The organism is Kineosporiaceae bacterium SCSIO 59966, assembly GCA_020881835.1.
Taxonomy (GTDB): Bacteria; Actinomycetota; Actinomycetes; order Actinomycetales; family SCSIO-59966; genus SCSIO-59966.
On the sequence record CP052876.1, the window covers coordinates 1,502,559 to 1,522,170 of the forward strand.

General features: G+C 74.2%; 22 protein-coding genes and 1 pseudogene. 12 read left to right on the forward strand and 11 right to left on the reverse strand.

The genetic code is table 11. The features are described from left to right. Positions 1 to 18 precede the first annotated feature (18 nt). Positions 19 to 171 carry a hypothetical protein gene (locus tag HJG43_07100; GenBank protein UER54341.1) on the forward strand — a complete coding sequence of 51 codons (153 nt, stop codon included), beginning with the start codon at positions 19 to 21 and terminating at the stop codon, positions 169 to 171. Positions 172 to 212: 41 nt separating this feature from the next. On the opposite strand, the gene HJG43_07105 is transcribed toward HJG43_07100, so the two are convergent. The 6 genes from HJG43_07105 to HJG43_07130 form a co-directional block, all read right to left on the reverse strand. Further along, entirely contained in the window at positions 213 to 407 is a 195-nt protein-coding gene (locus tag HJG43_07105; protein ID UER54342.1) for a hypothetical protein, read from the reverse strand. A 184-nt stretch (positions 408 to 591) separates the two neighbouring features. Further along, positions 592 to 1,449: an SURF1 family protein gene (locus HJG43_07110; protein UER54343.1), complete on the reverse strand. Its 858-nt coding sequence runs from the start codon at positions 1,447 to 1,449 to the stop codon at positions 592 to 594. 79 nt (positions 1,450 to 1,528) lie between these two features. After that, positions 1,529 to 1,756 carry a hypothetical protein gene (locus tag HJG43_07115; protein ID UER54344.1) on the reverse strand — a complete coding sequence of 76 codons (228 nt, stop codon included), beginning with the start codon at positions 1,754 to 1,756 and terminating at the stop codon, positions 1,529 to 1,531. 193 nt (positions 1,757 to 1,949) lie between these two features. Next, positions 1,950 to 2,288 (reverse strand): DUF3099 domain-containing protein, encoded by a 339-nt coding sequence (locus tag HJG43_07120; protein UER54345.1) that lies wholly within the window; start codon positions 2,286 to 2,288, stop codon positions 1,950 to 1,952. A 43-nt stretch (positions 2,289 to 2,331) separates the two neighbouring features. Next, complete coding sequence (locus tag HJG43_07125; protein ID UER54346.1) at positions 2,332 to 3,735, reverse strand: TldD/PmbA family protein; 1,404 nt, start codon at positions 3,733 to 3,735, stop codon at positions 2,332 to 2,334. Beyond that, positions 3,732 to 5,252, reverse strand: a complete 1,521-nt coding sequence (locus HJG43_07130; GenBank protein UER54347.1) for a TldD/PmbA family protein — start codon at positions 5,250 to 5,252, stop codon at positions 3,732 to 3,734. Before HJG43_07130 ends, HJG43_07125 begins: the two co-directional genes overlap by 4 nt. A 69-nt stretch (positions 5,253 to 5,321) precedes the next feature. Here HJG43_07130 and fabG point away from each other — a divergent pair, with 69 nt between their 5' ends. The 3 genes from fabG to HJG43_07145 all read left to right on the forward strand — a co-directional run bounded on the left by fabG (position 5,322) and on the right by HJG43_07145 (position 7,389). Continuing rightward, a complete protein-coding gene (gene fabG / locus HJG43_07135) occupies positions 5,322 to 6,032 on the forward strand; it encodes a 3-oxoacyl-ACP reductase FabG (protein UER54348.1) in 711 nt (236 codons plus the stop codon). Positions 6,033 to 6,106: 74 nt separating this feature from the next. Then, complete coding sequence (gene fabI / locus HJG43_07140; GenBank protein ID UER54349.1) at positions 6,107 to 6,871, forward strand: enoyl-ACP reductase FabI; 765 nt, start codon at positions 6,107 to 6,109, stop codon at positions 6,869 to 6,871. After that, positions 6,868 to 7,389 carry a histidine phosphatase family protein gene (locus HJG43_07145; GenBank protein UER54350.1) on the forward strand — a complete coding sequence of 174 codons (522 nt, stop codon included), beginning with the start codon at positions 6,868 to 6,870 and terminating at the stop codon, positions 7,387 to 7,389. Before fabI ends, HJG43_07145 begins: the two co-directional genes overlap by 4 nt. A gap of 349 nt (positions 7,390 to 7,738) precedes the next feature. On the opposite strand, the gene serB is transcribed toward HJG43_07145, so the two are convergent. Beyond that, positions 7,739 to 8,923, reverse strand: coding sequence for a phosphoserine phosphatase SerB (gene serB / locus HJG43_07150; GenBank protein ID UER54351.1), 1,185 nt, complete (start codon positions 8,921 to 8,923; stop codon positions 7,739 to 7,741). Beyond that, a complete protein-coding gene (glgC, locus tag HJG43_07155; protein UER54352.1) occupies positions 8,920 to 10,188 on the reverse strand; it encodes a glucose-1-phosphate adenylyltransferase in 1,269 nt (422 codons plus the stop codon). The genes serB and glgC overlap by 4 nt, the downstream gene beginning before the upstream one ends. A 101-nt stretch (positions 10,189 to 10,289) precedes the next feature. On the opposite strand from glgC, the gene glgA reads away from it, so the two are divergent. Beyond that, a complete protein-coding gene (glgA, locus tag HJG43_07160; protein ID UER54353.1) occupies positions 10,290 to 11,483 on the forward strand; it encodes a glycogen synthase in 1,194 nt (397 codons plus the stop codon). On the opposite strand, the gene HJG43_07165 is transcribed toward glgA, so the two are convergent. Then, positions 11,453 to 12,241 (reverse strand): hypothetical protein, encoded by a 789-nt coding sequence (locus HJG43_07165; GenBank protein UER54354.1) that lies wholly within the window; start codon positions 12,239 to 12,241, stop codon positions 11,453 to 11,455. The genes glgA and HJG43_07165 overlap by 31 nt on opposite strands. Before the next feature lie 90 nt (positions 12,242 to 12,331). Here HJG43_07165 and HJG43_07170 point away from each other — a divergent pair, with 90 nt between their 5' ends. Genes HJG43_07170 through HJG43_07190 form a run of 5 tightly spaced genes read left to right on the forward strand, consistent with a single transcriptional unit; the run spans position 12,332 to position 16,472 of the window. Then, positions 12,332 to 13,117: an ABC transporter ATP-binding protein gene (locus HJG43_07170; GenBank protein ID UER54355.1), complete on the forward strand. Its 786-nt coding sequence runs from the start codon at positions 12,332 to 12,334 to the stop codon at positions 13,115 to 13,117. Positions 13,118 to 13,164: 47 nt separating this feature from the next. After that, complete coding sequence (locus HJG43_07175; GenBank protein ID UER54356.1) at positions 13,165 to 13,689, forward strand: NfeD family protein; 525 nt, start codon at positions 13,165 to 13,167, stop codon at positions 13,687 to 13,689. Beyond that, positions 13,689 to 14,831: an SPFH/Band 7/PHB domain protein gene (locus HJG43_07180; protein ID UER54357.1), complete on the forward strand. Its 1,143-nt coding sequence runs from the start codon at positions 13,689 to 13,691 to the stop codon at positions 14,829 to 14,831. The genes HJG43_07175 and HJG43_07180 overlap by 1 nt, the downstream gene beginning before the upstream one ends. A 16-nt stretch (positions 14,832 to 14,847) precedes the next feature. Further along, on the forward strand, positions 14,848 to 15,624 hold the full coding sequence (locus tag HJG43_07185) for a sulfite exporter TauE/SafE family protein (protein UER54358.1): 777 nt from the start codon (positions 14,848 to 14,850) through the stop codon (positions 15,622 to 15,624). After that, positions 15,621 to 16,472, forward strand: a complete 852-nt coding sequence (locus HJG43_07190) for an RNA methyltransferase (protein UER54359.1) — start codon at positions 15,621 to 15,623, stop codon at positions 16,470 to 16,472. The genes HJG43_07185 and HJG43_07190 overlap by 4 nt, the downstream gene beginning before the upstream one ends. Positions 16,473 to 16,488: 16 nt before the next feature. On the opposite strand, the gene HJG43_07195 is transcribed toward HJG43_07190, so the two are convergent. Together HJG43_07195 and HJG43_07200 are read right to left on the reverse strand one after the other, a co-directional pair. Then, on the reverse strand, positions 16,489 to 17,019 hold the full coding sequence (locus HJG43_07195) for a YbhB/YbcL family Raf kinase inhibitor-like protein (protein UER54360.1): 531 nt from the start codon (positions 17,017 to 17,019) through the stop codon (positions 16,489 to 16,491). 9 nt (positions 17,020 to 17,028) lie between these two features. Next, on the reverse strand, positions 17,029 to 17,529 hold the full coding sequence (locus HJG43_07200; GenBank protein ID UER55796.1) for a hypothetical protein: 501 nt from the start codon (positions 17,527 to 17,529) through the stop codon (positions 17,029 to 17,031). A gap of 134 nt (positions 17,530 to 17,663) precedes the next feature. Between HJG43_07200 and HJG43_07205 the strand changes: the two genes are divergently transcribed. Together HJG43_07205 and HJG43_07210 are read left to right on the forward strand one after the other, a co-directional pair. After that, the gene (locus HJG43_07205) at positions 17,664 to 18,080 is read left to right on the forward strand and encodes a hypothetical protein (protein ID UER54361.1); all 417 of its coding nucleotides are present in this window, start codon (positions 17,664 to 17,666) and stop codon (positions 18,078 to 18,080) included. A gap of 101 nt (positions 18,081 to 18,181) precedes the next feature. Continuing rightward, positions 18,182 to 19,541 (forward strand): annotated as a pseudogene (locus HJG43_07210) (MFS transporter). The last annotated feature ends 71 nt before the right edge of the window (positions 19,542 to 19,612 follow it).

The window sequence follows — 19,612 nt, forward strand, 5'->3', positions numbered from 1 at the left end:
CGCTGGCACACTGGCCGCATGACGAACGCCGAGACGCTCTGTTGGTGCGGTAGGCAGACGGTCCTCTACACGCCGCGCGAGCGGTCGATCACGCAGCAGGGACTCATCACCCTGCGGGTCTGTCCGGAGCACGGCGAAGGGTGGAGGAAGGCGCCGGAGAGCAAGGACTGACCCTGCCGCGCGGGGGCGTCTCCGTCTGGAGGCGACGCCCGCTAGCGGCGCACAGCGCGCGCGACAGCGCCGACGACGAGGAGGACGACCCCGACGACGACGAGGAGCGGTCCCACGAGCCCGACCGGGTTGTCTCCGAGGTTGCGAGACGCCTGAGCGACGATCCCGAACAGAACGGTGAGCACGGCGCCCGCGCCGAGGGCGGCAACGCCCCACCAGATCAAACTGCGCTTCATGCCCGTCAGTAGACCACCCAACACCGAGGGCCGAGGAGACGCCGGAGACGGACACGCCGCACCGCGTGAGACGTCCCACGAACGCCCGTTCGAGTGGCGAGGCTTCCGAGTGGCACTGTTCACGTGCCAGGATGCCGTTCTCACAGTCGAGCGACCTGACCCGCCCGCAGCCGCACCCTCAGCCTCAGCCGCGCGAGCGGGCGTCGAGGATCTCGTCCTCCACGTCCTCGTCGCTGCGCCGCCGGGAGCGCGAGGGAGGCGCCGCCGGCACCGCCGCGGGCCGCTCGCCGCCGGCACCCGCTGCCCGCCGGTCGGCGGCCTCGCGCCGGGCCAGCACCCCGTAACCCACGAACGCACCGGTGGCGAACACGAACCACTGCAACGCGTACGACAGGTGCGGGCCCTCGTCGACGGCCGGACGCCCGGCCCGCGCCGGTGCCTGCGCCGGCGCCGGGTCCTCGCCCGCGGCCACCAGGTAGACCCCCGGGAGCACGTCGAGACCGGTCAGCCCGGCGACGTCCGGGGGGTGGATGCTGTGCAGCTGGCCGGCGGGGGCGTCCCGCTCCAGGTGCGGCTCCGGGGTCTGCAGCCGGGCGGTCAGGGTGACCGGTCCCTGCGGAGGGGCCGGGACGTCGTCCGGGGCGCTGCCGGTCGCACCGATCGGCACCCACCCCCGGTCCACGACGACGACCGGTCCGTCGTCCACGGCGAAGGGCACGAGGACGACGTAGCCGGGCCGCCCGTTGAGCGACCGGTTGCGAACCAGCACCGTGTCCTCGGCGAGGTACTCGCCGTCCGCCGTCACCGGCGTCCAGCGGGCTGGGCGCGGCAGCTCGGCCCCGGCGGGCGGGAGCGCGTCGGGCAGGACCTCGGTGAGCGGCCGCGGCTCACGGTCGTAGTTCGCCAGCACGGGCTCGTTGCGCTCCCGGGCCTGCTCGCGCCGGTCCCACTGCCACATGCCGAGCAGGACGCAGACCACGGCCACCACGACGGTGACGGCGAGGCCGGCGAGCCAGCGCGGGGTCAGCAGGAACCGGTACACGGCACGACGGTAACCGCCGCCCCGGACGCCGGCGCGGGCCGGTCAGGCGGTTCGGCGCCGGTCAGGCGGTTCGGTCGAGTCAGGCGGTTCGGTCGAGCTCGGCCACCGGGACGGTCTCGCGGAGGAACCCGCGGACGGCGAGGTGGTCGGCCAGCGTCGCGCGGTGCTCCTCGCAGGCGAGCCAGACCTTGCGACGCTCCGGCGGGTGCAGCCGGGGGTTGTTCCACCGCAGCCCCCAGACCGCCGCAGAGCGGCAGCCCCGGGCGCTGCAGAGCAGTCCCGTGGTCGGGCTGCCGGAGAGGTTCATGCCCCCAGTGTGACCGGTCGGGATCGGCGCGGGAAGATCCTGCCGCGGGAGGCGGGTGGGCGGTGCGTGACGGTGCTCCCGCCGGACCGGGAAGGCGGACGCCGGGCAGCCACGGGGGGGAGCCGCCCGGCGTCCTGGACGCGTTCCGACGGGGGATGCAGAACGCGTGGTCTCATCATGACACACCGGGATGTCAGCGAGGTACCCCACGGTCATCTTCCGGTGGCGTGTCGCCGGACCCGAGCGCGGGCGGGTGGACACCCCAGGTGTCCGGGGGCTCCGGAGCCTGTTCCCGGCTGGCGTTGGCGATCAGCACCGCCACGTACGGCAGCACCACCGCGCCGGTGATGAACAGCCACTGCAGCGGCCCGCGGGTGACGAGGGCGAGCACGATGCACACCATCCGCACCGTCATCGAGACGGTGTACTTGATCATCCGGTCCCGCTGGTCCTCCGCGTGCGAACGGCGGGCGTCGGTGATCCGGTGGACCGGGGTGTCGCGGGGGGCGCGCGCCGGTCGGTGCAGCCTCACCGCCCCACGGTACGTCCCCGCCGGCCGCGCGGCAGCGCGGGCGTCAGCTGGCCTGGCTCGTGCTCGACATGTTGAGGTCGTGCACGAGCAGCGGCGGCATCGCCGTCCGGGGGAAGTAGTCCCCCCACTCGCGGGACAGGGCCGGTTCGGTGCGGCCCACCGCGCCGACCCGGCTCAGCATGCCCACCGGGCTCTCGTTGAACCGGAAGTTCGTCACCGCCCCGGTCACCTCCCCGCCCTCGACGAGGTAGACCCCGTCGCGGGTCAGCCCGGTCAGCAGCAGCGTCGTCGGGTCGACCTCGCGGATGTACCACAGGCAGGTGACGAGCAGGCCCCGGTCGACCCCGCGGACGACGTCGGCCAGGTCGCCGGACGCGTCCCGCCCGGTCAGCACGAGGTTGTCGACCGCGGGCTGCACCGGCAGCCCGGTCAGGGCCGCGGTGTGCCGGGTGGTGGGCAGCGCGGCGAGGACGCCGTCCTCGATCCACGTCGAGCGTCCCACCGGCATGCCGTTGTCGAACACCGACGCGAACGGGCTGCTGGCCTCGGTGAGCACGAACGGCTCGGTCTCCAGGCCGGGCTCGGCCGGGTCGCTGTAGAGCGTCAGCGGGACGTCGGTCAGCCGGTCACCGACGCGCGTGCCCCCGCCGCGGCGGGAGAACACCGAGCGGCCCTCGTGGGCGCTGCGGGCGTCGGAGGACCAGTAGGCGTAGACCATGAGGTCGGCGACCGCGGTGGGCGGCAGCACCGTGTCGTACCGGCCCGCCGGGACGTCGACGCGCCGGGCCTGCCACGCGAGGCGCTGCTCGATCTCGGCGTCCAGGGCCGCGGCGTCGACGTCGGTGAAGTCCCGAGTGGCGCGCCCGACGTAGGTCGAGCGGGCGCGGTCGTGGGACTTGCCGGTCAGCTCGACGGTGCCCTGGGGCTGGACGTGCCGGCGGCGGGTGCCCGCCGTGGTGCCGAGCCAGGTCGTGCGCACGCCGTGCTCGGCGAACCCGAACAGCTCGCGACCCTGCCCCCTGGCCCGGGCGAGCGCCTCGCCGAGCCCCTCTGCGAACCGGGCGAGCACGTCCGGTCCGGACACCGGAGCCGGCTCCGTCCAGTCGGGGCCCGTCTGCCCGGTGACCAGGTCGGCGGCGTCCTCGGCGGGCGGGGCGGTGGCGGCGGCCGCCTGGGCGTCCTCGACGAGGGCCGCGACGTCGTCCGCACCGACCCCGCGGCGGGTGAGCACCCCGACCGACACCCCCGCCGCCGTCCGGACCGCCGCGGCGACCGTGACCGACTGCCCGGAGGTCACGCCGTTCGTCGTCAGCGTGTTCGCGGCCCAGCGCAGGTTGACCCCGGACTCCTCCCGGACGACGACACAGGTGCCGGCGTGGGCGGGGGAGGCCTGGGCGGTCGCCAGGGCCTTCTCGACGACGTCGGGTGCGGTGCTCGGACGGCTCACTGACCGGCCTCCTGGACGGTGTTGAGGATGCGGACGTCGTCGAAGCGGGCGGCGGGGCACCCGTGGGAGACGGCGGCGACCTGGCCTGGTTGGCCCTTGCCGCAGTTGAAGGCACCGCCGAGGACGTACGTCGACGCGTCCCCGACCGCCGACATCGAGCGCCAGAAGTCCGTCGTCGTCGCCTGGTAGGCGACGTCCTTGACCTGCCCGGCCAGCCTGCCGCCGACGATCCGGTAGAAGCGCTGCCCGGTGAACTGGAAGTTGTAGCGCTGCATGTCGATGGACCAGGACCGGTCGCCGACGACGTAGATGCCGCGGTCGACGCCGGCGATCAGACCTGCCAGGTCCGGCCCGTCGGCCGCGGGCTGCAGGGACACGTTCGCCATCCGCTGCAGCGGTACGTGCTGGGGCGAGTCGGCGAACGCGCACCCGTTGGACCGGCCGGGCGGGTCACCGAGCCGGTGCATCGCGGCCATCCGGCGGTCGAGCTGGTAGCCGACGAGGACTCCGTCGCGGACGATGTCCCACGCCTGGGCCTGCACGCCCTCGTCGTCGTAGCCGACCGTGGCCAGGCCGTGCTCGACCGTGCGGTCCCCGGTGACGTGCATGAGCTCCGAGCCGTACCGCAGGGAGCCGAGCTGGTCGAGGGTGGCGAAGCTGGTGCCCGCGTAGGCGGCCTCGTACCCGAGGGCCCGGTCCAGCTCGGTGGCGTGCCCCACGGACTCGTGGATCGTCAGCCACAGGTTGCTCGGGTCGATGACGAGGTCGTAGCGCCCCGGTTCCACGCTGGGGGCGGCGAGCTTCTCCCGGACGAGGTCGGGCAGCTCGGCGAGCTCGGCGGCCCAGTCCCAGGCCCCCTGCTCCGTGGTGCCGACGAGGAACTCCCAGCCCCGGCCCACCGGCGGGGCGAGGGTGCGCATCGTCTCCATCCCGTCGTCCCCGACGAGGACGACGGTCAGCTCGGGGTGCACCCGGACCCGCTGCTGCGTGGTGGAGGTGCCGGCCAGGTCCGCGTAGTACTTCTGCTCCTTCACCGCCCGGAAGGACGCGTCGACGTGACTGACCCCCGCGGCGAGCAGCTGCCGGGACCAGGCCTCCAGGAGAGCCGCCTTCTCGGCGTCCGGGACGGCGAACGGGTCGGTGACGTACTCGGACACCCACTCCCTGCCGGCGTGCACCGGCTCGTCGGCCAGCTCGACCCGCTCGGTGGACAGCGCCCGGGAGACCCGGGCCAGCTCGACGGCCTGCTCGGCCAGCGCGGCGGCCTGGTCCGTGGTCACAGCGGTCGCCGCAGCGAACCCCCACGTGCCGTCGACGACGACCCGGACGGCGAGGCCGGAGTCGACGTCGTCCCCGGAGGAGGTGAGCCGGCCGTCGCGCAGGTCGACCCCGCTGTCCCGCACCCGCTCCACCCGCAGGTCGGCGTGCTCGGCGCCGAGCTCACGCGCCCGGCTGAGAGCGGCGTCCGCCACGGTTGCCAGGGGCAGGGACCGGAAGTCCTCGTCGACTCGTCGCACGCGCAGGAGCGTATTACCCGTAGGTAGTCGGTAGCGTCCCCGGCGGACCGACGAGAGGAGTGGGCAAGGGTGAGCGAGCCGCGCAGCGTGCTGGTGACGGGCGGTAGCCGGGGGATCGGCCGGGCGATCGTCGAGGCGTTCGTCGCCGACGGCGACCGGGTCGCGGTGACGCACCGTTCCGGGACCGTGCCGGACGGCGCGCTGGGCCTGCACTGCGAGGTCACCGACTCGGCCAGCGTCGACGCCGCGTTCGCCCGGGCCGAGCAGGAGCACGGGCCGGTCGAGGTGGTCGTCGCCAACGCGGGGATCACCCGCGACCAGCTGCTGCTGCGGATGACCGACGACGACTTCGCCGCCGTCCTCGACACGAACCTCACCGGCGCCTTCCGCGTCGTCCGCCGGGCGACCAAGGGCATGGTGCGGATGCGGCGGGGACGGATCATCCTCATCTCCAGCGTCGTCGGGTTGTACGGCTCGCCCGGGCAGACCGGGTACGCGGCGAGCAAGTCCGGGATGATCGGCCTGGCCCGCTCGATCACCCGTGAGCTCGGCGGTCGCGGCGTCACCGCGAACGTCGTCGCCCCCGGGTACATCGAGACCGAGATGACCGCGGCGCTTCCGGCTGACCGCCAGGAGACCTACCGGCAGGCCATCCCGGCCGGCAGGTTCGGCACCGTCGAGGAGGTCGCCCGCGTGGTGCGCTTCCTCGCCGGCCCGGACGCCGGGTACATCAGCGGCGCCGTCGTCCCGGTCGACGGCGGCCTGGGTATGGGCCACTGACCGGTACCGACGGACACCCTGCCCGGTACGGACCGGGTCGGCACAGCACTCACCGACGGAAGGACGACACCCGGATGGCACTTCTCGACGGCAAGCGGCTGCTGGTCACCGGCGTGCTGACGGACAGCTCGATCGCGTTCCACGTGGCGCGGCTCGCCCAGCAGGAGGGCGCCCAGGTGGTGCTGACCTCCTTCGGCCGGCAGATGCGCATCACACAGGTGATCGCCCGGCGGCTGCCGCGGGAGGCGCCTGTCGTGGAGCTCGACGTCACCGACGCCGGGCACCTCGACGCCCTCGCCGGCCGGCTCGGCGAGCACGTCGACGGCCTCGACGGGGTGCTGCACTCGATCGGGTTCGCGCCGCCGGGCGCCTTCGACTTCCTCGGCGCGTCGTGGGAGGACGTCGCCACCGCCCTGCACGTGTCGGCCTACTCGCTGAAGTCCCTCGCCGTGGCGGCTCGCCCCCTGCTGGCCCGTGGCGGCTCCGTCGTCGGCCTTACCTTTGACGCCCGCTACGCGTGGCCGGTCTACGACTGGATGGGCGTGGCGAAGGCGGCGTTCGAGTCCACGAACCGGTACCTGGCCCGCGACCTGGGCCCGGACGGCGTCCGGTGCAACCTCGTGGCGGCCGGCCCGATCCGGACGACGGCGGCCAAGTCGATCCCCGGGTTCGAGGTGTTCGAGGAGACCTGGCAGCAACGGGCCCCGCTGGGCTGGGACGTCACGAACGCCGAACCGGCGGCACGCGCCTGCGTGGCGCTGCTGTCCGACTGGTTCCCGGCCACCACCGGTGAGATCGTCCACGTCGACGGCGGCTTCCACGCGATGGGGGCGGGGTGAGTGCCACTCGCCGGCTGGTGCTGCTGCGGCACGCCAAGGCCGAGCGGCCGCCGGCCGTCCGTGACCACGACCGGTGGCTGACGACCCGTGGCCACCGGGACGCCGCGGCCACGGGGGAGTGGCTGGCCGGGGCAGGGCTGCGGCCGGACCTCGTGCTGTGCTCGAGCGCTCGACGGACCGTGCAGACGTGGGCGTCGCTGCGAGAGGGCCTCGGTGTCGTCGGGTCGCCCGAGCCCGAGCTCCGGGTGGAGCCGGACCTCTACGAGGCCTCGCCGGCTGCCGTGGTGAACCTCGTCGCCGAGGCCGCGGACGACGTCCGGACGGTCCTCGTCGTCGGCCACCAGCCGACCCTGTCCCAGGTGGCCGTCGCCCTGGCCGGACCGGGGTCGGACGAGCGCCTGCTGAGGCAGGTGCGCGCCGGTCTGCCGACGGCGGGTGCGGCGGTGCTGGAGGCCGAGGGCCCGTGGTCCGCCGTCGAAGCCGCCTCCCTACGTCTCACCGCCCTCCACATCCCCTGACCACACCCCCTACTCCTGACCACACCCCCTGACCACACCCCCCTTCGTGATCATGCAATCCCGCCACCCTGCATGCCCCCGCCCCGGCCGCCCCCCAACGTCGTGATCATGCAATTCCGCCACCCTGGGTGCTGTGGCAGTCCGCCGCATCGTTCCCAGGAGTGCTCGCGGCACAGAACAGAATGCTGGCGTCGCCGCGGATTTTCCGGCGTGTTGCGCCACCAACCCAGCACTCTGGGGCCGGCGGTGGGTCGGGAGGGTGGCGGGATTGCATGATCACGAAGGGGGTCGGGAGGGTGGCGGGATTGCATGATCACGAAAGGGGGTCGGGGGTGGCGGGATTGCATGATCACGAAAGGGGGTCGGGGTGGGGGTGGGGGGCGAAGTCGTCGCGGGGGATGCCCAGGAGGTGGAGGACCGTGTCGAGGTAGGGGTGGCTCAGCACCGCGTCGGCCTGCTCACGCACGAGCGGCTTGGCGCAGAACGCCACCCCGAGACCCGCGGCAGTGAGCATGTCCAGGTCGTTCGCTCCGTCACCGACAGCGACGGTGCTGCTCATCGGCACACCCTCCGCGGCGGCCATCTCCCGCAGCGCGGCGGCCTTGGCGGCCCGGTCGACGACCGGTCCGGTGACCCGTCCGGTCAGCCGGCCGCCGCGGACCTCGAGCCGGTTGGCCCGCACGTGCCGGACGCCGAGGTCGGCGGCCAGCGGCTCGACGACCTCGGCGAAGCCGCCGGAGACCAGTCCGACCGGGAACCCGAGACGGTGCAGGGTGTCGACGAGCGTGCGGGCCCCGGCGGTGAGGCGGACGGCGCGCCGGACGGCGTCCAGGACGGCGGCGTCGAGACCCGCCAGGCAGGCCACTCGCTGGTGCAGGCTGGCCGCGAAGTCGAGCTCGCCACGCATCGCCCGCTCGGTCACCGCGGCCACCTCGGCGGCGCGGCCGGCGTGGGCGGCCAGCAGCTCGACCACCTCCTCGCGGATCAGGGTCGAGTCGACGTCGAGGACCACCAGCCGACGGCCCCGGCGCTCGAGCCCCGCGGGGCTGACCGCGACGTCGATCCCGAGGGAGGCTGCCCGGACGGCGAGGTCGCGGCGGACGGTCAGCAGGTCCACCTCGCCGGAGACGTCGAGCTCGACGCACGTCACCGGCTCACTCGCGAGCCGGCGGACCCGCTGGACCGTGCCGCCGTGGTCGGCGAGACGGCGGACGACGTCCGCGAGCGCGCCGGCACCCAGCGGACTGCCGAGGACGGCGACGTGCAGCCGGGTCAGCGGCTCCGGCACCTGCTCGCCGGTGGCGGCCTCGCAGGTCACGTGCAGTCCCAGCTCGCGGCCGAGAGCGGTCAGCGCCTCGGCGCTCGGCTGCCCGTCGGTCCCCGTTCTCAGTCGCACGGCGAGGCTGAGCCGGCCCCGGACGACGGCCTGCTCGACGTCCAGGATCTCTGCCCCGGGGCGGGCGGCGACCTCAAGCAGCCGGGCGACGGCTCCGGGCCGGTCGGGCCCCGTCACCGTGACGAGCAGGGTGCTCACGTCGTCCGGGACGGCGTTCGCTCCGGCGCCGGGACAGTCTGCCCCTTGCCGACCACGGTGATCCCGCTGTCGGTGACGGTGAACCCGCGGGCACGGTCCTCCTCGGCGTCCATCCCGATCCGGGCACCCTCGGGGACTCGCACGTTCTTGTCGATGACGCAGCGGCGCAGCACCGCGTGCCGCCCCACCTCGACGTTGTCGAACAGCACGCAGTCGCTGACCGAGGACCACGAGCGGACCATGACGTTGGTGCCGAGCACCGAGCTCTCGACCAGGCCGCCCGACACCACCGATCCCGGGCCGACGATCGAGTTCACCGCGTGCCCGATCCGGCCGTGCCAGCCGTGGACGAACTTGGCCGGCGGCAGCGGCGGCTGCTGGGAGAAGATCCGCCACTCGGTGTTGTAGAGGTTGAAGACGGGGTGCACGGAGATGAGGTCCATGTGGGCCTCGAAGAACGAGTCGATCGTGCCGACGTCCCGCCAGTAGTCCCGGTCGCGGTCCGTGGACCCGGGGACGTCGTTGTCCCGGAAGTCGTAGACGGCGGCCTGGTTGCGGGAGACGAACCACGGCACGATGTCGCCGCCCATGTCGTGCTGAGAGGCCTCGTCCTCAGCGTCCCGGGTGACCGCCTCGACGAGGGCGTCGGCGTCGAAGACGTAGTTGCCCATCGACGCCAGGACGTGGTCGGGGGCGTCGGGCAGACCCTGCGGGTCGGCCGGCTTCTCCCGGAACGCGTCGATCCTGCGCGGGTCGGCCGGATCGACCTCGATGACGCCGAACTGGTCGGCGAGGCTCACCGGCTGACGGATCGCGGCCACCGTGCACGGCGCGCCGACGTCCTGGTGCGCGGCGACCATCTGGGAGAAGTCCATCCGGTAGACGTGGTCCGCCCCGACGACGACGACGATGTCGGGCCGTTCGTCGTGGATGAGGTTGAGGCTCTGGTAGATCGCGTCGGCGCTGCCGAGGTACCACTGCTTACCGAGCCGCTGCTGGGCCGGCACCGGGGTCACGTAGTTGCCGAGCATCGTCGACATCCGCCACGTCATCGTCACGTGCCGGTCGAGGCTGTGGGACTTGTACTGGGTGAGGACGACGACCTTGAGGTAGCCGGAGTTGATGACGTTGCTCAGCGCGAAGTCGATGAGCCGGTAGGTGCCGCCGAACGGGACGGCAGGCTTGGCCCGGTCCGCGGTGAGGGGCATGAGCCGTTTGCCCTCCCCGCCGGCGAGGACGATCGCAAGCACCCTGGGACCCGGCATGCCCGCAGCGTAGGGCGCGACGCCGGTCCGCGCACGGGTCGACCGGCCCGACCCGCGCTAGCGTTCGGCACGTCGATCCCGGCGGCTGGTGGAGGTGGCGGATGCGCGTGGACCTGCTGACCCGGGAGTACCCCCCGGAGGTCTACGGCGGCGCCGGCGTGCACGTCGCCGAGCTGTCTGCGGTGCTGCGCCGGCACGCCGACGTGCGGGTCCGCTGCTTCGGCTCCCCTCGCGGCGAGGACGGCGTCACCGCCTACCCGGAGCCGCAGGAGCTGTCCCGGGCGAACCCGGCGCTGCGCACACTCGGAGTAGACCTGGCCATGGCGGCCGACGTCGGCGGCGCCGACCTGGTGCACTCGCACACCTGGTACGCCAACCTCGCCGGGCACCTGGGGGGACTCCTGCACGGCATTCCGCACGTGCTGACCGCGCACAGCCTCGAGCCGCTGCGCCCGTGGAAGGCCGAGCAGCTCGGCGGCGGGTACGCGGTGTCCTCGTGGGCGGAGCAGGCCGCCTACCGTGGCGCGGCGGGCGTCATCGCGGTGAGCGCCGGCATGCGGGACGACATCCTCGCCGCCTACCCGGACGTCGACCCCGAGCGGGTCCAGGTCGTCCACAACGGCATCGACACCAGCGCGTGGACGCGGGACGAGGGCAGCGAGCACCTCGAGCGCCTCGGCATCGACCCCGGACGGCGCAGCGTCGTGTTCGTGGGCCGGATCACCCGGCAGAAGGGCCTGCCGCACCTGCTGCGGGCGGCGCGCAACCTGCCCGCCGACGTCCAGCTCGTCCTGTGCGCCGGAGCGCCGGACACCCCCGAGATCCTCGACGAGGTGAGCGGCCTGGTCCGCGACCTGCAGAGCACCCGGGACGGCGTGCTGTGGATCGAGGAGATGCTGCCCCGCGAGCAGCTCGCGCAGGTACTGTCCGCCGCAACCGTCTTCGTCTGCCCGTCGCTGTACGAGCCGTTGGGCATCGTCAACCTCGAGGCGATGGCGTGCGGGGCGGCCGTCGTCGGCACCGCCACCGGCGGGATCCCCGAGGTCGTCGTGCCGGGGGAGACCGGCTGGTTGGTGCCGGTCGAGCAGGTCGGCGACGGCACCGGGACGCCGGTCGACCCGGCCCGGTTCGAAGCCGACCTGGCCGCCACCCTCACCGAGGCCGTCGAGGACGTCGAGCGCGCCCGCCGGTACGGTGCGGCCGGCCGGCGCCGCGTCGAGACGGAGTTCTCCTGGGAGCAGGTCGGCGAGCGGACCCTCGCCGTCTACCGCGAGGTGCTCGAGCGCTCCGGGTGACCGGCCAGCGCGGCGTTCACCGCGTCGGCGGTGCTGCGCCGCGCCACCGCGTCGACGTCCCGCAGGGCCCGGGCCCGCCGGTCGGCCTCCCACCCGCTGACCGCCGCCCCGTCGTCCTCCAGGGCCAGCGAGACCACCGCGCGGACCCGGACCGCTGTGGCCAGCACTGCTGCCAGCCGCGCCGGGACCCCAGGGGGCAGGGCGTCCCGGGGCAGGCCGCCGCCGCGGACCGCCGCGATCCGCTCGGCCGCGTCCTGGCGCCAGCGGGACACGTCGAGGGACGCCAGCGTCTCGGTCGCCGTCCGCAGAGCCTGGCGCAGCACCCGGTCGGCGTCGGCCAGGGACGCCGCGAGCGGGCGCAGGGGGGAGCCGGGCAGGACCCGCCACTGCACGAGCGCCCCCGGCTCGAGCTCGGAGCCGAACTCGGTCACCTCCGGGACGAGGACCCGGACGCCGCCGGGCCCGGTCACCGCCACCGCCTCACCGGCGTCCGTCGCGGCGACCGAGGTGGCGGCCGGGCCGGTCAGGTCGTGCGGGTCGCCGGCGGCGGGCAGGACGAGCCGCCACGCCACCTCCCGCGGCAGGCCCCGGAGCCAGTCCCCCAGGGCTGCCGGTTCGACGTCCGAGCCGTCGATGGTGTGCGGCTCGTCGTCGCGCTGCACGGCACGCAGCACCCCAGGGACGTCGACACCGGCGGTGCCGGCGCTCAGCGCGGCGCCCCAGAGCGCCAGCCGGGCGGAGCGGGGCAGGTCGAGCACGCCAGCAGGGTAGAGGCCGCCTCGGGCCGGCTCGTCCGGTCCGGTCACCGGCGGCGGATCGCCGCTACCTGCCCCGTTAGGGTCAGGAGCATGAGCGACGTCCTGCAGATGGCCGGCGTGACCGTGCGCCGCGGTGACGCGGTCCTGCTCGACGAGGTGGACTGGGACGTCGCCGAGGGCGAGCGCTGGGTGGTCCTCGGCCCGAACGGCGCGGGCAAGACCACGCTGCTGCAGGTCGCCGCGGCGCGGATCCACCCCACGAGCGGGGTGGCGGCCGTGCTCGAGGAGGTGCTCGGCACCGTGGACGTGTTCGAGCTGCGTCCCCGGATCGGTCTGTCCAGCGCGGCGCTCGCCGAGCGGCTGCCGGGTGGGGAGCGGGTCGCGGACGTCGTCGTCACCGCCTCCTACGGGGTCGTCGGGCGCTGGCGCGAGGCGTACGACGCCCTGGACCACGCCCGGGCCGCCGAGCTGCTCGCCGCCATGGGCGTGGCACACCTCGCCGACCGGCTCTACGGCACGCTCAGCGAGGGCGAGCGCAAACGGGTGCAGATCGCGCGCGCGCTGATGACCGATCCCGAGCTGCTGCTCCTGGACGAGCCGGCCGCAGGCCTCGACCTCGGCGGACGGGAGGACCTCGTGCGACGCCTCGGCGACCTCGCCGCTGACGCCGGCGCACCGGCCATGGTGCTCGTCACCCACCACGTGGAGGAGATCCCACCGGGCTTCACCCACCTGCTGCTGCTGCGGGCCGGCCGGGTGGTCGCCGCCGGGTCGCTGCCGGACACCCTGACCGCGGAGCACCTGGCCGAGACCTTCGGGATGCCGCTCACCGTGGAACGGCACGGCGACCGGTGGACGGCGCGCGCCTTCGGCTGATCGGGGCTGAGCGGCTCGGGCTGTGCCAGGATGACCGCGGCGCGAGGATGACCGCGGCGCCAGGGCGCCCGCGAGACGAGGGGAGGGGGCCCGTGGACTGGCTGCGTGACACGCAGTGGCTGTGGTGGGTCGGGGCGGCGCTCCTGCTCGGCCTCATCGAGGTCGCCTCGCTCGACATGGTGTTCGCCATGCTCACCGTCGGCGCGCTGGCCGGCGCGGTCGTCGCGTTCGCGGGCGGGTCCCTGACCGCACAGGTCCTCGTCGCCACCGCGGTCGCCGGGCTGCTGCTCGTCCTGGTCCGGCCGATCGCCCTGCGCCGGCTGCGGCCCGCCGGGCCGGCGCAGCGGACGAACACCGCCGCCCAGATCGGCCGGCCCGCCGAGGTGCTGCGCCAGGTCACCGACCGCGGCGGCCTCGTCAAGCTCACCGGCGAGGAGTGGTCGGCGCGCAGCGACGTCCCCGGCCGGGTCTTCGAGCCGGGCAGCATCGTCCGCGTCGTCCGGATCGACGGCGCCACCGCCGTCGTCGACGCCCCACCCACCGCAGGCCCCGAGGCCGAGGAGCCCCACTGATGGAGAACCTCCCGCTCTACATCGTCCTGCTGCTGCTCGTGGCGTTCACCGTCGTGACGCTCGTGCGGGCGGTCCGGATCGTGCCCCAGGCCACCGCCGTCATCGTCGAGCGGCTGGGCCGGTACAGCCGGACCCTCGACGCCGGGCTGCACTTCCTCATCCCGTTCGTCGACCGGATCCGCTCCCACGTCGACCTGCGCGAGCAGGTGGTGTCGTTCCCGCCGCAGCCGGTCATCACCTCCGACAACCTGGTCGTCAGCATCGACACCGTCATCTACTTCCAGCCGACGGACCCCAAGGCCGCGACCTACGAGATCGCCAACTACATCCAGGGCATCGAGCAGCTCACCGTCACCACCCTGCGGAACGTCATCGGCTCCCTCGACCTGGAGCAGACGCTGACCAGCCGGGACAACATCAACGCCCAGCTGCGCGGCGTCCTGGACGACGCCACCGGCCGGTGGGGCATCCGGGTGAACCGGGTCGAGCTCAAGGCCATCGACCCGCCGGCGAGCGTCCAGGACTCGATGGAGAAGCAGATGCGCGCCGAGCGGGACCGGCGGGCGGCGATCCTCAACGCCGAGGGCGTCAAGCAGTCCCAGATCCTCACCGCCGAGGGTGAGAAGCAGGCCGCGATCCTGCGGGCCGAGGGCGCCGCCCAGTCGGCGATCCTCGAGGCGCAGGGTGAGGCCCGCGCGATCCTCCAGGTGTTCGACGCCATCCACAAGGGCAACCCGGACTCGAAGCTGCTGGCCTACCAGTACCTGCAGATGCTGCCGCAGATCGCCCAGGGCGAGTCGAACAAGGTGTGGGTGGTGCCGACCGAGCTGACCCAGGCGCTGCGCGGGATCGGTGCCGCCCTCGGCGGCGAGCCCGGCGGGGCCGACCTGGACGGCGGACCCGGCGGCCTGCGTCCGGACGCCGGCGACCAGGGGGCCGGCGTCCGGCTCGACGAGCCGGTCCTGCAGGACCCCGGGGAGGCGCTCGAGGCGGCCCGCAAGGAGGCGGCCGGCGCCACCGCCGAGGCGGAGCGGTCCACCCAGCGCACCCGCCGGACGGCGCCCGCCTCCGTCCCGGACCCCGCGCCGGCGGCGCCGGCGACCGGCGAGCAGCCACCCGAGGAGCCGACCGCCGGGTCGTGACCTAGGGTTGCCGCCCGTGGGCTGGGCGGAGGCGGTGGCGATCTTCCTCGCCGGGACGGCAGCCGGGACGATCAACACGATCGTCGGGTCGGGCACCCTGGTCACCTTCCCGACGCTCCTGGCGTTCGGCTACCCACCGGTGGTCGCGAACATCTCCAACAACATCGGTCTGGTCCCCGGGGGGGTTTCCGGTACCTGGGGCTACCGGCGCGAGCTCGCCGGCCAGGGACGGCGGCTGCGGCTGCTGGCGCCGATGTCGTTCCTCGGCTCGGTCACCGGGGCAGTGCTGCTGCTCACCCTGCCGGCGGAGGCGTTCGCCCGGATCGTGCCCGCCCTGCTGGCCGTCTCCCTCGTGCTCGTCGTCCTGCAGCCCCGGATCCAGGCGGCCCTGCAGGTGCGGCGGGCAGCGCTCGGCCGCACCCGCGAGAGCCGCAGCCACACCGCCCTGGCCGCCGGGGGCACCTACCTCGCCGGGATCTACGGGGGGTACTTCGGCGCCGCGCAGGGCGTCCTGCTCGTCGGCCTGCTCGGGTCGCTGCTGCCGGAGCCGCTGCAGCGGGTCAACGCGGCGAAGAACCTGCTCTCCCTCGTCGTCAACTCCGTAGCAGCGGTCGTCTTCGTCGTCGTGGCCTTCGACCGGGTGGACTGGGCCGTCGTCGGCCTCATCGCCGCCGGGTCGCTGCTCGGCGGCCTGATCGGCGCCGGCGTCGGCCGGCGACTGCCCGCCCGGGTGCTGCGTGCGGTCATCGTGGTCGTCGGCACCGTCGCGATCTGGCGCATCCTCGTCTCGTGACCGCGCCGCTCGAGGGTCCCGCCGCCGGGGTCGTCCACGTCGACGACGCCGCCGACCCGCGGCTGGACGAGTACGCGCGGCTCACCGACGTCGCGCTGCGTCGGCGCCGCGAGCCCGCCGAGGGGCTCTACATCGCCGAGTCGCACACCGTGATCCGGCGGGCCCTGGCCGCCGGTCACCGGCCCCGGTCGCTGCTGATGGCCCCCCGCTGGCTCGAGCAGTCGGCCGACCTGCTGGCCGCGGCGGCCGCCGCGGGGGCACCGGTCTACGTCGCCCCGGAGCCGGTCCTGCGCGACCTCACCGGCTTCCACCTGCACCGGGGGGCGCTGGCGGCGATGCACCGCCCGGCGCTGCCGGCCCCGGCCGCGGTGGTTCGCGGCGCCCAGCGGCTCGCGGTGCTCGAGGACGTCGTCGACCACACCAACGTCGGTGCGGTGTTCCGGGCCGCCGCCGGGCTGGGCGTCGACGCCGTCCTGGTCAGCCCGCGCTGCGCCGACCCGCTGTACCGGCGCAGCGTGCGGGTCAGCATGGGCACCGTCTTCCAGGTGCCCTGGACACGGCTGGACCCGTGGCCGGGGGGGCTGGAGGACCTGCGGCGAGCCGGGTTCACCGTGGCCGCCCTGACCCTCGGCGACGCCACCGTCACCCTCGATGAGCTGGCTGCGGACCTGACCGCTCACCCGGGTCGCCGGCTCGCCCTCGTCCTGGGCACCGAGGGTGACGGGCTCAGCCGACGCGCCGTCGCGGCCGCCGACATCGCGGTGCGCATCCCGATGGCCGGCGGGGTGGACTCCCTCAACGTGGCCTCGGCGGCGGCGGTCGCGTTCTGGGCGACCCGACCCGCCTGACCGCCGGTCCGCCCGGTCAGTCCTGCTGGTACGTCGGGGTGATCACGCCCCGGGCCAGGGTGTGCCCGAGCATCGTGAAGGACACGACCGTGGGGCTGGCGTCGGCGTCCACACCCAGGGACTCGCAGTCCAGGGCGTGGACGGCGAACACGTACCGGTGCGGCCGGTCCCCGGGGGGTGGGGCGGCGCCCCCGAACGCGCGGGTGCCGTAGTCGTTCCGGACGTGGAACGCCGGCCGGGGCAGGGCGTCGTCGCCGGCGCCGGCACCGGACGGCAGCTCGGTGACCGAGGCCGGCAGGTCCACCACAGTCCAGTGCCAGAACCCCGACGGGGTCGGGGCGTCCGGGTCGAAGCAGGTGACGACGAAGCTGCGTGTCCCCTCCGGGTAACCGGTCCAGCGCAGGTGCGGTGACCTGTTCCCGCCGGCGGCGGAGTGCACGACGTCCATCGGCTCGCCGTCGCGGACGTCGTCGCTGGTCACCGAGAACGACGGGACCTGGGGGAGCAGCTCGTACGGGTCGGGTGCGACAGGTCGGTCGAGGTTCATACCCCGAACTTACTCCGGCGGCGCGGACCCGGCTCCCCGGCCGCGGGTCCGAACCCTCACCGGCAGGACCGCCCAGAAGACCAGGAACCACACCCCGACCCCGGCGGTCAGCACAAAGGCGACGGGCCGGTCGACCAGCGCGTCGACGGCGAGCAGACAGCCGCCCAGCATCGTCAGTCCGAGCAGGACGAGACCGCCTGCCGCCAGCCGCGAGCTGATCCGGACCAGCTCCTCCTTGAGCCCCCGCCGGAACACCGTGCGGTGCAGCGCGACCGGGGCGATGAGGAGGGCCGTGGCCAGCGCCGCGCAGACGATCGTGGCGACCAGGACCTGCCGGGTGAACGGGTCGGCGTCCTGCATGAGGGGGGTGAACGCGGCGGTCAGCAGGAACGCGAAGAGGATCTGCACACCCGTCTGGGCGACCCGCAGCTCCTGGAGCAGCTCGTTGAGGTTGCGGTCCAGCCGCTCGTTCTCCGTCTCCCGCCGACCGGACACCGGGTTGATGCCGATCTGGTCGCTGGTCACCCCTGGGACCGTACCCGGTGGCGGGCGTCACAACCGGTCGGCCGGCGCACGCGGACGGTCATAGGATGTTTCGCGGTTCCCATCCCACAAGGACACCCCCCGAGCACCAAGGAGAACCTGTGAAGCGCGCACTGCTCGCCGCGTCCGCCGCCGCCGTCCTCGCCCTGACCGGGTGCGCCGCCGACGACGACACGACCACCGCCGAGGAGACCACTGCGGCGGCGACGGAGACCACGCCGGCCGCCACCGAGACCACGGCGTCCTCGACCGACACCACCGACGCGACCGGTGGTCTCACCGTCGTCGAGCTCAACCAGCAGGTCCGTGACGCCTGCCAGGCGGCGGTGACCGAGCGCCTCCCCGGCGCCGAGTTCACCACGCGCGGCAACCTGCGGGCCGCCAGCCAGGAGGGCGGGAAGATCTACACCGTCACCGGCACCGCCCAGGCCGACGGCACCGGTCACCCCTACACCTGCACGGTCTCCGTGCTCGGCGAGGAGACCACCGTGGACGAGGTGCTCGTCGACGGCGAGTGACCCCTTCGGGAGCCTCTGCCTCCCGGTCGGTGCACGGCCCCGGACGCTACGGCGTCCGGGGCCGTTTGACTTCCGGTTCCGAACACGGTGATCTTCGTCTCGTGCAGACCTCGGTGCTCCCGAGCCGCTCCGAGCGGCTCGACCGGCTCCCGTTCACCTCCCGTCATCGGCGGCTCCTGCTCGGCTCCGGGATCGGCTGGGCGCTGGACGCCATGGACGTCGGCCTCGTCTCGTTCGTCATGGCCGCCCTCGCCGTCCAGTGGGGCCTCACCGACACCGAGCTGTCCTGGGTCGCCTCCCTGGGTTTCGTGGGCATGGCCGTGGGCGCGGCGCTGGGTGGCCTGCTCGCCGACCGGATCGGGCGCCGGTCGGTGTTCGCGCTGACCCTGCTCGTCTACGGGGTGGCCACCGGTGCCTCGGCGCTCGCCGGCACGCTCGCCGTGCTGCTCGTGCTCCGCTTCGTCGTCGGCCTGGGCCTCGGCGCCGAGCTGCCGGTCGCCTCGACGCTGGTCAGCGAGTACGCCCCGGCGCGCATCCGCGGCCGGGTCATCGTCGTCCTGGAGGCGTTCTGGGCCGTCGGCTGGTTCGCCGCCGCGCTCGTCGGCTACCTCGTGGTGCCGTCCGGGGACGACGGGTGGCGCTGGGCGCTGGCGCTGGGCGCTGGCGCTGGGCGCCGTGCCCGCGGTCTACGCCGTGATCGTCCGGCTCGGGCTGCCCGAGTCGGTGCGCTTCCTCGAGCGCGCCGGACGGACGCAGGAGGCGGAGGCTGCGGTCCGCTCGTTCGAGCGCTCAGCCGGCGTCGAGGCGCCGAAGGCGGTGGCTGACGCTCCGGCCGCACCCACGACCGAGGTCGCGGTCGAGGAGCAGCGGGGCATCGGGGCACTGTGGGGCGCCGCGTACCGGGTCCGGACCGCGGCCCTGTGGGCGGTGTGGTTCCTCGTCAACTTCGCCTACTACGGCGCCTTCATCTGGCTGCCGACGCTGCTCGTGGCCTCGGGCATGTCGATGGTGCGGTCCTTCGGGTACACCCTCGTGATCACCGCCGCCCAGCTGCCCGGCTACGCAGTCGCCGCCGTCCTCATCGAGAAGTGGGGCCGGCGGCCCACGCTGGCGACCTTCCTCGTCGGTGCCGCCGGCGCTGCGGCGCTGTTCTCCGGGGCGGGGACCGAGACGTCCGTGCTCGTCGCGGGCATGCTGCTGTCGTTCTTCGTGCTCGGGGCCTGGGGCGCCCTGTACGCGGTGACCCCGGAGATGTACCCGACCGCGGTGCGCGGCACCGGCGCGGGGTGGGCCGCCGGCTTCGGGCGGATCGCGTCCATCCTCGCGCCGCTGGCCGTCCCGGTGCTGCGGGAGGCGGGTGGCACCGAGCTGGTGTTCCTCGTCTTCGCGGCCGCGTTCGTCCTCGCCGGCGCTGCCGCCCTCGCCCTGCCGGAGCGGCGGGGGCAGGCACTGGAGGACTGACCGGCTCGACCTGCTCCGCCAGCAGGGGGGCACGACCCGGCCCAGCAGGCCGACTCAGAGCCGGCCCGGCC

Excerpts from the sequence above, each read along its gene's own strand:
- HJG43_07170 (UER54355.1), top strand. The coding sequence starts at position 12,332 with ATGAGCGACGTCCTGCAGATGGCCGGCGTGACCGTGCGCCGCGGTGAC.
- HJG43_07195 (UER54360.1), bottom strand. The coding sequence starts at position 17,019 with ATGAACCTCGACCGACCTGTCGCACCCGACCCGTACGAGCTGCTCCCC.
- HJG43_07115 (UER54344.1), bottom strand. The coding sequence starts at position 1,756 with ATGAACCTCTCCGGCAGCCCGACCACGGGACTGCTCTGCAGCGCCCGG.
- HJG43_07105 (UER54342.1), bottom strand. The coding sequence starts at position 407 with ATGAAGCGCAGTTTGATCTGGTGGGGCGTTGCCGCCCTCGGCGCGGGC.
- HJG43_07175 (UER54356.1), top strand. The coding sequence starts at position 13,165 with ATGACCGCGGCGCCAGGGCGCCCGCGAGACGAGGGGAGGGGGCCCGTG.
- glgC (UER54352.1), bottom strand. The coding sequence starts at position 10,188 with ATGCCGGGTCCCAGGGTGCTTGCGATCGTCCTCGCCGGCGGGGAGGGC.
- HJG43_07100 (UER54341.1), top strand. The coding sequence starts at position 19 with ATGACGAACGCCGAGACGCTCTGTTGGTGCGGTAGGCAGACGGTCCTC.
- fabI (UER54349.1), top strand. The coding sequence starts at position 6,107 with ATGGCACTTCTCGACGGCAAGCGGCTGCTGGTCACCGGCGTGCTGACG.
- glgA (UER54353.1), top strand. The coding sequence starts at position 10,290 with ATGCGCGTGGACCTGCTGACCCGGGAGTACCCCCCGGAGGTCTACGGC.
- HJG43_07180 (UER54357.1), top strand. The coding sequence starts at position 13,689 with ATGGAGAACCTCCCGCTCTACATCGTCCTGCTGCTGCTCGTGGCGTTC.